Source organism: Amnibacterium flavum (assembly GCF_003097495.1).
GTDB classification, from domain to species: Bacteria; Actinomycetota; Actinomycetes; order Actinomycetales; family Microbacteriaceae; genus Naasia; species Naasia flava.
Genome location: NZ_QEOP01000002.1, coordinates 1320591 through 1331831 on the forward strand (window position 1 = coordinate 1320591; position 11241 = coordinate 1331831).

13 protein-coding genes are annotated in these 11241 nt (G+C 68.2%); 1 reads left to right on the forward strand and 12 read right to left on the reverse strand.

The genetic code is table 11. The features are described from left to right. Positions 1-14 precede the first annotated feature (14 nt). From DDQ50_RS13935 to DDQ50_RS13965, 7 genes are all read right to left on the reverse strand, one after another. Positions 15-488, reverse strand: coding sequence for a DUF3830 family protein (locus DDQ50_RS13935; protein WP_205663640.1), 474 nt, complete (start codon positions 486-488; stop codon positions 15-17). After that, positions 485-973, reverse strand: a complete 489-nt coding sequence (locus tag DDQ50_RS13940) for a cucumopine synthase-related protein (RefSeq protein WP_116757284.1) — start codon at positions 971-973, stop codon at positions 485-487. Before DDQ50_RS13940 ends, DDQ50_RS13935 begins: the two co-directional genes overlap by 4 nt. Positions 974-1014: 41 nt before the next feature. Next, complete coding sequence (locus DDQ50_RS13945) at positions 1015-1791, reverse strand: SDR family NAD(P)-dependent oxidoreductase (protein ID WP_116757285.1); 777 nt, start codon at positions 1789-1791, stop codon at positions 1015-1017. After that, complete coding sequence (locus DDQ50_RS13950) at positions 1788-2531, reverse strand: SDR family NAD(P)-dependent oxidoreductase (RefSeq protein ID WP_116757286.1); 744 nt, start codon at positions 2529-2531, stop codon at positions 1788-1790. The genes DDQ50_RS13945 and DDQ50_RS13950 overlap by 4 nt, the downstream gene beginning before the upstream one ends. Next, positions 2528-3307 (reverse strand): amino acid ABC transporter ATP-binding protein, encoded by a 780-nt coding sequence (locus DDQ50_RS13955; RefSeq protein ID WP_116757287.1) that lies wholly within the window; start codon positions 3305-3307, stop codon positions 2528-2530. The genes DDQ50_RS13950 and DDQ50_RS13955 overlap by 4 nt, the downstream gene beginning before the upstream one ends. After that, on the reverse strand, positions 3304-4227 hold the full coding sequence (locus tag DDQ50_RS13960) for an amino acid ABC transporter permease (protein ID WP_116757288.1): 924 nt from the start codon (positions 4225-4227) through the stop codon (positions 3304-3306). Before DDQ50_RS13960 ends, DDQ50_RS13955 begins: the two co-directional genes overlap by 4 nt. 65 nt (positions 4228-4292) lie before the next feature. Next, a complete protein-coding gene (locus DDQ50_RS13965; protein ID WP_116757289.1) occupies positions 4293-5186 on the reverse strand; it encodes an ABC transporter substrate-binding protein in 894 nt (297 codons plus the stop codon). A 357-nt stretch (positions 5187-5543) separates the two neighbouring features. Here DDQ50_RS13965 and DDQ50_RS13970 point away from each other — a divergent pair, with 357 nt between their 5' ends. Next, on the forward strand, positions 5544-6311 hold the full coding sequence (locus DDQ50_RS13970; RefSeq protein WP_116757290.1) for an IclR family transcriptional regulator: 768 nt from the start codon (positions 5544-5546) through the stop codon (positions 6309-6311). Here DDQ50_RS13970 and DDQ50_RS13975 read toward each other — a convergent pair. From DDQ50_RS13975 to DDQ50_RS13995, 5 genes are all read right to left on the reverse strand, one after another. Beyond that, positions 6308-6829 (reverse strand): HutD/Ves family protein, encoded by a 522-nt coding sequence (locus DDQ50_RS13975; protein ID WP_133245979.1) that lies wholly within the window; start codon positions 6827-6829, stop codon positions 6308-6310. The two genes, DDQ50_RS13970 and DDQ50_RS13975, sit on opposite strands and share 4 nt — an antisense overlap. 80 nt (positions 6830-6909) lie before the next feature. Continuing rightward, positions 6910-8169, reverse strand: a complete 1260-nt coding sequence (locus DDQ50_RS13980) for a Zn-dependent hydrolase (RefSeq protein ID WP_165829828.1) — start codon at positions 8167-8169, stop codon at positions 6910-6912. Then, the gene (locus DDQ50_RS13985) at positions 8166-9089 is read right to left on the reverse strand and encodes a DUF1028 domain-containing protein (RefSeq protein WP_116757293.1); all 924 of its coding nucleotides are present in this window, start codon (positions 9087-9089) and stop codon (positions 8166-8168) included. Before DDQ50_RS13985 ends, DDQ50_RS13980 begins: the two co-directional genes overlap by 4 nt. Next, the gene (locus tag DDQ50_RS13990; RefSeq protein ID WP_116757294.1) at positions 9086-10336 is read right to left on the reverse strand and encodes a metal-dependent hydrolase family protein; all 1251 of its coding nucleotides are present in this window, start codon (positions 10334-10336) and stop codon (positions 9086-9088) included. The genes DDQ50_RS13985 and DDQ50_RS13990 overlap by 4 nt, the downstream gene beginning before the upstream one ends. Beyond that, positions 10333-11190 carry an alpha/beta fold hydrolase gene (locus DDQ50_RS13995; RefSeq protein ID WP_116757295.1) on the reverse strand — a complete coding sequence of 286 codons (858 nt, stop codon included), beginning with the start codon at positions 11188-11190 and terminating at the stop codon, positions 10333-10335. Before DDQ50_RS13995 ends, DDQ50_RS13990 begins: the two co-directional genes overlap by 4 nt. Positions 11191-11241 lie beyond the last annotated feature (51 nt).

Consider the following 11241-nt stretch of genomic DNA (forward strand, 5'->3'; position numbering starts at 1 on the left):
CGCCGCGTTCGGGCTCAGGCCGCTTCGGCTTCGCGGATCCGGAGTTCGACGAACTTGTCCTGCTTGCGCCAGGTCTCCTCGCCGACGAGCTTCAGCTCGGTCATGCCGTCGATGACCTCGCCGATGTAGCTGTTGGCCAGCGGCTCGATCGCCAGGTCGTCGCTGTACGTGACGCCGAACACCTGGCGGGGGCTGTAGAAGATGACGGCGCCTTCGACCGATCCGGTGGCTTCACGGCGCTGGGCGACCATGTCCTGAGTGAGGATCAGGTTCTCCATCGGGATCACCAGAGGGAGGACCGCGAACAGCTGGTCTCCGACGAGGGTCGCGTGCTGCAGTTTGGTGCGGATGGGGAACTGCTCCCGGAACACGGCGGCGGTCTTCGGAACGACGTCCTCGAAGATCCGAATGGCGCAGATGTACTTCTCGTCGACGATGAAATCGATGATCATGGGGCTGTCTTCCTTGGTCGGCTCGGCGGGGGTCATGCGGTCTGCTTGGCGTCGGCGCGCGGGAACGCGGTGGCGATCCCCCAGGGGAAGACGCTCTGGATCCACATGTGCACGCGGTTGGTGTACGAGAGCGCGGCACCGGTGACGAGCGCGAACTCCTCCAGAGTCTCGGCAGCCCTCGCCCCCTCGGCGTAGCGGTGGATCCACTTGCAGGTGAGGGGCAGCCCGACGAAGTCGAAGAAGTCGGCTTTGTAGTCGATGATCTGGGTCACGAGCTTCTTCATCGTGGCGAGGTCCGTGTCCGGCTGGCCGGCGACCTCGATGAAGCCCCACAGGATCTCGTCGGCGAGCGTGCGTGCCTCTCCCTCTGCGTAGAGCAGCGAGGTGAAGTACTGCTTCTTGGGGCCGGTGAGACGGGGGATGATTCCGTTGCCGAGGTCGCGGACGTCCTCGGGCAGGGTGAGCCAGATTCGCTCGCGCTCGGCATCCAGTTCTGCGATGACGTCGTGTACTTCAGACATTGGTGTCCTTTCAGGTAGCGGGGAGGTGCGGGGTCGATCGGCTAGATGTGCACGCGCCCCCCGTCGATCGGCACGGTCACCCCGTTGAGTGAGGCGGGAGCCTGAGCGAGGAACATGAGCACGTCGATGACGTCGTCGATGCTCGTCTCGCGAAGCACGTTGCCCTTCACGACGGTCGTCTCGCGGGACACGGGGTCCTCGCCGCGGGTGAGTCGAAGGGCGTCGTTCGCGCCGTCGTCGGAACGGAAGAACTGGGTCGGGGCAATGCTGTTGCACTGGACGGTGGGGCTGAGGGTCACGGCGAGCTGCTCCATGAGCCGCCCGAGACCGGTCTTCGCCACGATGTGCGGGGCGAAGTCGGGCCACACCTCTGTGAGCGAGTTCCCGAGGATCGCGAGGATCCGGCCGCTGCCCTGCTCCGTCATCACGCGCGCGGCCGCCTGGGAGAGGAAGAAGGGGCCTCGGAGATTGACCCCCAGCGAGGAATCGAAGTCCGACACCCGCAGTTCCGCGAACGGCCGGGGCGCGAAGGTGCTCGCATTGTGGATGAGGAGGTCGAGTCGTCCGGTCTCGGCGACGATCCGTTCCACCATGGCGGCTGTCGCCGCGGGATCGGTGATGTCGGCTTCGATGGGATGCATCCGCTCCCCGTACCCGTGCGTCTCCGCACGCGAGATCGTGCTCGCGGCCTGGTCCCCCTGCCCGAAGTGGTTGAGGTAGACGGTGGCGCCCTCGCGCGCGAAGGCTGCGGCGATCTCGGCGCCCGCGCGTTCGGCGGCACCGGTGATGAGGGCGACGGTTCCCTCGAATCGGCTCATACCCGCTCACCGCCGGCGAGTGCGATCGTCTGTCCCGTGACAGCGGAGGACGAAGGGGCGAGAAGCCACCGGACCGTGTCGGCGATGTCCTGCGGGACCGGCAGGGGAAGGACCCGCCGGAGCGCCCCGACCTCGTCGAGCGATGCGAACGCCGGATCCTCGTCGACGAGGTCGCCCTGATCGACAGCTACCCGGCCCGGGCTGACGATGTTCGCGCGAACCCCGTTGCCGCCCTCCTCGAGAGCGAGCACCTGGGTCAGCACGGTCGCCGCGGCTTTGCCCGCCCCGAAGAGTCCGAGCCCCGGATGCAGTCGCGATGCGAGGGCACCGCCGATGAGGACGACGGAACCCGACGCGCGGCGCAGGCCCGGGAGCACGGACCGGCAGAGGTGGGCGTGGCCCCGGTAGCCGAGCAGACCGGCGTCGAGGGCGCCGTCGTCGTAGTCCGCGACCGGACCGCTGGGCACGGCGGGCCATGCGGCGTTGACCATGTCCTCCACGCTCCCCCAGGTCGACTCGAGCTCGCGGATCGCCGCATCGACGGCCGCCGCATCGGATAGCTCGACCTGCACGACGGCGTGGCCTGCGGGATCGGGAAGCGAGGCGACGAGCTCGTCGGCGATGTCGCGCCGACTGCGGCAGTGCACCGCCACGCGGTAGCCCGAGGCGGCGAGGTCGCGAGCGATGACGCGTCCGATCTGCCCCGTCGCGCCGCCGACGAGCACTCGGCGCGCCGTCACCGGGTGCTCCGCATCAGGAAGCTCTTGATGCGCGGAGAGCGCTCGGGATCGAGCACCTCCCTGGCGGGGCCCGACGCCTCGACGACGCCGTCGGCCATGAAGACGACCTGATCCGAGACGTCGCGAGCGAAGGCGATCTCGTGGGTGACGACGATCATCGTCGTGCTCGAGTCCTCGGCGAGGCGCCGCATGACGTCGAGGACCTCTCCCACCAGTTCGGGGTCGAGAGCGCTGGTGGGCTCGTCGAAGAGGATCAGCTCGGGCTTCATCGCGAGAGCTCGGGCGATCGCGACGCGCTGCTGCTGCCCGCCGGAGAGCTGACCGGGATACTCATCGGCCTTGGCCGCGAGCCCGACCGATGCCAGGAGCTCTCGCGCCTCCTCCTCCGTCTCGCGCTTGGGGCGCCCGAGCACGACCTGCGGACCTTCGACGAGGTTCGCGAGAACCGTCTTGTGGGGGAACAGGTTGAAGTTCTGGAAGACCATGCCGATGCGCTGCCGCTGGCGGCACAGGTCGCGGTCGGAGAGCTCGTAGTACTTCCCGCCGCGCTCCTCGTACCCGATGATGTTGTCGCCGACGCGGATCAGTCCGGAATCGATGGGGATGAGCCGGTTGATCGATCGGAGGAGGGTCGACTTGCCCGACCCGCTGGGTCCGAGCACCGAGGTGACGGTGTTCGCGGGGACGTGGAAGGACACCCCCTTCAGGACCTCGTTGTGGTGGTAGCGCTTGTGGACGTCGCTGACGTCCACCGACTGGCTCGTCGCCTCGATCATCGTGTTGCCGCCTTTCCGCCCCGGCGGAGCAGGTGGGACATCCCGCGTCCGCTGACGCCCGCCTCGGCGAGGGCGCCGCGGCCGAAGTGGGTCTCGATCTGCGCTTGGCCGATGCTGAGGAGCGAGGTGAGCACCAGGTACCAGATCGACGCGGTCAGCAGGAGCGGAATCACCTCGAAGGTGCGCGAGTAGATGCTCTGCGCGCTGTACATCAGATCGGACAGCGCGATCACGGAGACGAGGGATGTGGACTTGAGCATGCCGATCGTCTCGTTGCCGGTCGGCGGGATGATGACCCGCATCGCCTGGGGCAGGATGATCCGCCGGAAGGCCTGGTAGCGCGTCATGCCGATCGAGGTCGCAGCCTCGCGCTGCCCGGTCGACACCGACAGGATCCCGGCGCGGATGATCTCCGCCAGGTAGGCGCCCTCGTTGAGCCCGAGTCCGAGGATCGCGGCGAGCAGAGGTGTGATGACCGAGTTCGTGTCGACGGTGACGAAGGGTTCGAGGAAGGGGATCCCGAAGGTCAGCTCGGGGAACAGGTAGCCCAGGTTGTACCAGAAGACCAGCTGGACGAGCACCGGGGTGCCGCGGAAGAACCAGACGTAGAAGCTGCTCGACCAGCGCAGGGTGCGGCTGGCCGAAGTGCGCATGACCGCGATCACGACCCCGAGGGCGAGACCGATGACCATGGCGATGAAGGTCAGGAAGATCGTCATCCCCAGGCCCGCCAGGATGCGGGGGTTGAACAGGTAGCCGACGACGACGTCCCACTGGAAGCGCTCGTTGGTGGCGACGGTGATGACGAGGAGGAGGGCGAGGATCAGCACCAGGACGATTCCGGCGATCCGCCAGGGGTGCTTGAGCGAGACGAAGTGCGTCACGACTTCCGGCGCTGTCTCGTGTGTCGGGGTGCTCATCTGCTCCGCTTCTCTCCGAAAGGGATGGGGGTCATCGGGGGCCGGTCGGACCGGCCCCCGATGGGTCAGGAGATGGGGCGAGTGGTCGCCAGGTTGATGCCCGGCTCCTCGAGGGCGAGCGAGCTCATGCCCCACTTGTCGAGGATCTCGGCGTAGGTGCCATCGGCGATGACCGCCTCGAGACCGGCGAGGAGGGCGTCCTGGAGGTCGGTGTTGTCCTTCTCGACGACCATTCCGAGGTACTTCTGCGGGAACGACTCGATCGATGCGTAGTTGATCGGGGTCGGCGCCGTCTGGTTGAGGTAGGCGGCGGCGGAGGTGCCGAGGATCATGAAGTCGACGCGACCCGAGTTGAGCGCGTTGTAGGTGTCAGCCGCGTTCGGGTACTCCTGGATGACGACGGGGTCGAGGCCGGCCTCCGCGCACGCGGGGTTGAGGATCTCGTTGACCTTGTCGATCGTGTCGAAGCCGGTCTGGGCTCCCATCGTCTCGCCGCACAGGCTGAGGTCGTCGCCCTCGGTGATCGGCCCGTCGTAGGACTCGATCGTGACGACGTCGGTCTTGTCGAAGATGTAATTGACGAACGACACCTGTTCCTCGCGCTCGACGTTGTCGCTGATGCACTCCATCGCGATGTCGTAGCGACCGCTCTGCACGCCGGGGATCAGGCTGGCGAACTGGGTGTTCTCGACCTCGAGGGTGACTCCGAGCTTCTCGGCGATGGCGTCCCACAGGTCGACCTCGTAGCCGATCATGACGTCGGAGCCTTCTTCGAAGTACTGGCAGGGCGGGTAGTTGGCGTCGGTGGCGAGGGTGAGCGTCTCGCCCTGGAAGGGACTCTCGACCTCGGCGGCGGCGGTGGCCTCAGGAGCCGCGGGGGTGCTGCAGGCGGTGAGGGCGAACGCCCCCACGACCGTGATGCTCGCGAGGACGGTGGCCCGCTTGGTGATGGTCTTCATCGTTGGTGCCTCTCGTGGTGCGTCAGGGGATCTGGGTGAGGAGTTCTCCGCCGTGGCCAGTCAGCGAAGGGGGCTGGAGCCCCCACCTCCCTGCGTCGCGGTTGGGGAAGTAGGGCAATGCTAGGTAGGCGAAAACGCCGCCTCACGGGCAGTCCAGACGCGACTGTCTGGGATCTCGGACTTGGGGCGCATGCGTTACCGCGGTGTTTCTCTGGTGTTGCGAGGCGGCGCATCGAGTCGATCGATCGGCTGTGAACCCCCGCTCCGCCTCCCGGCTGGGATACCGGGGCGCGCGGACACCGGATCGAAACATTTCGCCGTTAGCCTGTCCGGTATCTCAGACAGGGCGGAGTGGACATGAGCGATATTCCGGCTGCGCGGCACACGTTGCGGGTTCTCAAGTACGTGGCGAATCAGAGCGGGCCGGTGCGGGCGTCGACCATGTCGCGCGAGCTCGACATCCCGCGCTCCACGATGTATCAGCTGATCAAGGTGATGCAGGACGAGGGCTTCCTCGTGCACTTCCCCGAGGATCGGGTCTACGGCCTCTCGCCGCTGGTCTCCGAGATCGGCTCGAACTACCTGCGCACCTCGAAGCTGAGTCGACTCGCGGAGCCGCTTCTCGAGAAGCTCGTCAAGAGGATGGGTCTGCCCGTCGTCGCGCACCTCGGGGTCCTGCACGGCGACGACATCGAGTACGTCGTGAAGTACTCGGCCGTCCGCGCCCCGACCCTGGTGACCGACATCGGCGTCCACCTGCCGAGCCATCTCACGGCGACCGGTCGAGCCATCCTGTCCCGCCTGCCGAAGGAGCAGGTCCGGGCCCTCTACCCCCACCAGGCCAGCCTGACCACGCGCAACGGCCGCGGCCCCGCGAGTCTCCGCGAGCTCGACGAGATCCTGAACGAGACACGGATCCGGGGCTACGCGATCGAGACGGGCGAGATCACCCCCGAGTACGCGTCGGTCGCCGTCGCGGCCCTGGACCACAACGACTATCCGGCCGCGGCGATCGGCATCACCTTCCGCAAGATCGCCGTCGACATGGGCTTGTGGAAGCAGCTGGGTGCGGCGGCTCAGATCTCGGCGGGAGCCCTGAGCATGCGCATGCGCGGCAAGATCTAGCCGGCGATCCGGACGAGGTACCCGCTGCCCGCGCAGTCGAAAGTGCGGTGCACCTCGACCGCGTCGAGCAGGCCGAGCTCGCCGTAGGGGGTCTTCATCGAGGTGTCCAGACTGACGAGGAAGCTGATCCCGTCACCCGGTGCGACTCGCCCCTGCACCGGGTGGATCGATCCCGACAAGCGTCCGCGCACCATGAGGTTGAGATCCAGCACGGGCTCGCCGACGGGCGTCGCGTGCGCCGGTGACCCGCCCGAGAACTCGAATGCGGGGCCGCCGACCTCGAGCCGACTGACGACGCCGTCGACGGTGAGGTCGAGCGCGCCTCCGGCGACGACGGCGAGGGTCCTGGTGACCCCGTCAAACGGGGAGAACGGCGCGGGCCCGGTGACCGTCGCCATGCTGAGCCGCCAGTCGAAGACACCCTCAGCGGGGCTCCGGCGGATCTCACGTGTCTCGCCGAGGCCGTTGGCCCAGCCCATGACGACGTAGTCGTCGAAGCGCATGATCCGGGGCGGCACCCGTTCAGACTAGAAGAGGCAGGGTCGCCCGTCGGTCGCCCCACCCGAAGCGACCGACCCGGAGGCTGTCGGCCTGCCGCTCAGCTCGCGAGTCGGATCACGGTTCCGAGGAGGGTGTCGGCTCCTCGAACCACGTCGGGCCACGGGGTGTGCTCGGCGGGGCTGTGGCTGCGGCCGCCGGTGCTCGGAACGAAGATCATCCCGGTCGGAGCGAGCGTGGCCAGATTCTGCGAATCGTGGCCGGCACCCGAGGCGATGTCGACGCTCGAGTAGCCGAGCTGTTCCGCGCTGGCCCGGATCGCGTCCCGGACCTCCGAGTGCAGCGGCGCCGCGGGAACGATGTCCTCCCAGTGCGTCTCGACTCGCGAGCCGTGACGGGAGGCGACCTCGTCGGCGACAGCGGCGATCAGAGCCTCGAGCTCACGGGCGTTGTCGGTCGAGGGATCGCGGTAGTCGACGACGACCTCCGCCGCTTCGGCGATCACATTGGATCCTCCGGGCTCGGCGCGCACGATGCCCGTCGTCACGACCGCCGCCGGACCGACCCGCGGCGCGAGAGCCGGGAGGAGAGTGATGAACTCGGCCGCGGCGACCACGGAGTCGCGCCGTCCGATCATGGGCGTGGTGCCCGCGTGGTCGGCCTGCCCCGTGAAGCGGACCGCGCCACCGCCGATGGCGACGATCCCGGTGACGACGCCGATCTGGATGCCCTGCCGCTCCAGCAGCGGCCCCTGCTCGATGTGCAGCTCGACGGTCGCGTGGAGAGCCCCGGGGGCGAGTCGAACCTCGGCCGCAGCGTCGAGGTCCCCGCCGGACGCGGCGAAGGTGTCGGCGAACCGGTCGCCGTCTCGCCCGACGAGGTTCGACAGCTCGGCGACGCTGAACCCCCGCGTGAGAGCACTCGAACCGAAGAGGTGGGCGTAATTGCCCTCCTCGTCGGTGTAGACGACCGCGCGGACGGGACGGGCGAGCGGCACGCGCTCCTCGTGCAGACGACGAAGGCACTCGATGGCGGCGAGCGATCCCAGCGGCCCGTCGAACCGGCCGCCGTTGGGCACCGCATCGATGTGGGACCCCGTCCAGACCGGCGCCTGATCAGCTAGTCCGGCTTCGAGGTCGGGCGATGACACGACGATGTTGCCGATGCCGTCGACCGCAACCTCGAGGCCTGCCTCCTCGCAGCGCGCGATGAGCCATTGCCGGGCGGCGAGGTCGGCGGCGGAGAACGAGGTGCGATCGATCCCTCCCGCCTCGTTGACACCGAACTCGGCGAGACGCTCGAGGTCGGCGACCAGCCGGTCCCCGTCGACCGTGAGACCTCGTTCGCCGCCGTCCGTCACTTCGACACCAGAGCTGCCACCTTCTCGGGAGCGATGAAGCCCGCCGCGGCGACCGAGTCGAGGTAGGGCCGCCAGTGCGGCCCCCTCTCAAAGACCTCCGCGAAGAGCGCAGCGGACTCGGCGTCGCGGTCGGCGCGACCGAGCAGCACGGCCTTCCAGAAGGACGCCTCGAGGTTGTCGCCCAGGATCGCGCGAGCGGAATCCAGAGCGTCGAGTGCTCCGCCGAGCTCCTCGTCGCTGACGTCCTCGTACTCGCCGAGCATGAGGCGCGGCGCGAACATCACGTCGCCCAGAGCATCGAAGGCCCCGCTGACCTCGGCCAACCGGGTGATCTCCGTCACGGGATCGGGATGGTCGTCGACGCGCAGATCGAGAAGGGTCTCCTCCCAGGCGTTGCCTCCGCGGTTGCCCGACACGATCTTGAGCACGGCCGACTGCGACCCGCGAGCGTCGCCGCCCGCATCCTCGCCGGCCCGGAGTGCGAGCAGGAGCCGCTTCGCGAACGGCTCACCCGCGCTGCTCTCGTACGCCTCGAGCATCGACCGGTAGACGTCGTGGGAGGCGAGCATGTTGCCCTGCACCGAGACCTGGTCGCCCGAGAGCGCACCGGCCGACTGCACGCACTTGGCGCCGGTGAAGTTCGCGACGGTGCCGTCTGGTCCGATGATCGCGAGCTGGCGCACGTCGGGTGCGTCGTCGCCGTCGATCAGCGAGGACAGCGCGTCCTGCGGCGCGATGCCCTCGCGCAGCAGATCGAGACCGCGGGGACCGAACCCGACGTTGACGAATGCCTGGGTGGCGATGACGCCGACGCCCGGCTCGAGCCAGCCGACGAGACGCCCGACTCCGAAGAAGTGCGTCTCGCAGGCGATGCCGAATGCACCGGTCTCGGGGTCTCGGGCGATGATTGAGAAGGTCACGCCGCCACCTCGTTCCGTGCGCCGACTGCCGCCGCCTGCGACTGGAGAGAACTGCGGTGGATCACGCCGTCCTTCGCCACGAGCAGGATGCTGCGCAGCGCGGTGATGTCGGCGACGGGGTCGCCGTCGACGACGATGATGTCGGCCGCCTTGCCCACCTCGAGGGTGCCGGTCAGCTCCGACAGGCCGGCGTTGACCGCGCCGTCGCGAGTGGCGGACAGCAGGGTGCGCGCGGAGGTGAGCCCGATCGACACCATCTGCACCATCTCCTCGACGAGTCCGTCGTGCGGGTTGTACGGAGTGCCCGCGTCGGTTCCGGCGGCGATGTTCATGCCCGCCTCGACCGCTGCGCGGAACATCGCGGTGCTGCGGTCGGCCTCCGTCTTCGCCTTGTCGACGATCCAGGTCGGGATCCCGCCGCTCTCCCCCTCGGAGACGATGCCGTGCACCGCCGAGAGGGTGGGCACGAGGTAGGTTCCCCTCTCGATGGCGAGCGCGAACAGCTCGGCGTCGAGGTGGAATCCGTGTTCGATGGTGTCGACACCGGCGAGGATCGCGTTCTCGATGCCGTCGCGGCCGATCGCATGGGTCGAGACCCTGCGCCCGGCGTGATGCGCCTCCTGCACGATGGTCTCGAGCTCCTCGCGGAGCAGTGCGGTCTGCGTCGGCTTGACACCCGAGGTCAGCACTCCCCCGGTCGCCATCGCCTTGATGAAACCCGCGCCTTGTTTGAGCTGACCGCGGACCGCGGTCCGGACCGCGTCGACGCCGTCGGCCTCGACACCCATGAAGTAGCCGTGGCCGCCGGTCATCGTGATGACCCGCCCTGCCGCCACGACGCGGGGACCGGCGACGACGCCCGCCTCGATGGCACGACCGAGGTCGATCACCACGTTGTCGGCTGCGCCGCAGTCCTTCACGGTCGTGATGCCGGCGTCGAGCGTGACGAGCGCGTTGGCGACGGCACGATAGGCGGCCGTCGCCGTGGAGTCGTCGCGCACCTGGGCGGCGAGGTCGGCGGCACCGTCGTTCGCGAGGTGCACGTGGGCGTTGATGAGACCGGGCATGACCGTGCGTCCGCCGGCGTCGATGACGACGTCAGCCGCGGGAGCGTCCGCGTCGGGGCCGATCCAGGCGATGATCCCGTCGTCGACGAGGACCGAGTCGCCGCCGGCACCGATCGATCCGTCGGTGGCGTCGAAGACGACGGCGTTCTTGAGCAGCCAGCGGCCCTTGGGGCCGGTCATGACTGGATGAACTTCGACACGACGTCGAGGTACGCCTGCTCCTCTTCGCGGGCGAACGGCTCGTGGCCGCTGTCCTCGAAGAGCACGAACTCGGAGTTCGGGATGGCATCGGCGATGCGGCGACCCTGGCTCGGCGGGGTCACCCAGTCGTACTCGCTCGACATCACGAGTGTGGGAACCTCGATGGTCGGCAGACCGGGGAACGGGTTGTATTTGGGGATCTCGTTGGCCATCATGTAGCCCGACACCTCGAACTTGCCGTTGCTGCGCACCGACAGCTGATCCAGCACCTCCTGGTCGGGGTGGCGGAAGTACAGCGGGTAGCACTTCTTCCACCACGCCTCGTACTCCTCCTGGCTCGAGATCTTGCCCTCGAACAGCTCGCGGAAGACGACCTTCTGCTCCGGCGTGGCGATGCGCTCGGCGATGGCCTGCGCCTCCTCCCAGAAGCTGTAATCGGGAGCCGTGTGCGACAGGATCAGCTTCTCGAGCGACTGCGGGTGACGCAGCGCGAAGACCTGGCCCACGAATCCGCCGTAGGAGTGCCCGAGGAAGATGATCTTGCCGAGACCCAGGTGGTGGCGGAGCGCCTCGACGTCGTCGGCCATCTGCTCGATCGTGTAGGTCTCGAGGGGTGCCTCGGAAGAATTGCCGGTTCCGCGGTGGTCGAGGTAGACGACCTGCGCGATCTCGCCCAGCGGGTCGAGCCACGGACGGAAGTAGCTGTGGTCGGCACCCGGTCCACCGTGGTGGATGAAGAGGACGGGCTTGTCCCTGTCTCCCGCGAAGTCGACGGTCTTGCCGGACGAGATCACGTCGAAGTAGAGGTCGACGCCGTTGACGTGCGCGTACATGGTGCTCCTTATGTTGCGGTTGTGGTGAGGAGAGGGCGGGCGGCGCGGAGG

Excerpts from the sequence above, each read along its gene's own strand:
- DDQ50_RS13960 (WP_116757288.1), bottom strand. The coding sequence starts at position 4,227 with ATGAGCACCCCGACACACGAGACAGCGCCGGAAGTCGTGACGCACTTC.
- DDQ50_RS13955 (WP_116757287.1), bottom strand. The coding sequence starts at position 3,307 with ATGATCGAGGCGACGAGCCAGTCGGTGGACGTCAGCGACGTCCACAAG.
- DDQ50_RS13990 (WP_116757294.1), bottom strand. The coding sequence starts at position 10,336 with ATGACCGGCCCCAAGGGCCGCTGGCTGCTCAAGAACGCCGTCGTCTTC.
- DDQ50_RS13965 (WP_116757289.1), bottom strand. The coding sequence starts at position 5,186 with ATGAAGACCATCACCAAGCGGGCCACCGTCCTCGCGAGCATCACGGTC.
- DDQ50_RS13970 (WP_116757290.1), top strand. The coding sequence starts at position 5,544 with ATGAGCGATATTCCGGCTGCGCGGCACACGTTGCGGGTTCTCAAGTAC.
- DDQ50_RS13935 (WP_205663640.1), bottom strand. The coding sequence starts at position 488 with ATGACCCCCGCCGAGCCGACCAAGGAAGACAGCCCCATGATCATCGAT.
- DDQ50_RS13940 (WP_116757284.1), bottom strand. The coding sequence starts at position 973 with ATGTCTGAAGTACACGACGTCATCGCAGAACTGGATGCCGAGCGCGAG.
- DDQ50_RS13945 (WP_116757285.1), bottom strand. The coding sequence starts at position 1,791 with ATGAGCCGATTCGAGGGAACCGTCGCCCTCATCACCGGTGCCGCCGAA.
- DDQ50_RS13995 (WP_116757295.1), bottom strand. The coding sequence starts at position 11,190 with ATGTACGCGCACGTCAACGGCGTCGACCTCTACTTCGACGTGATCTCG.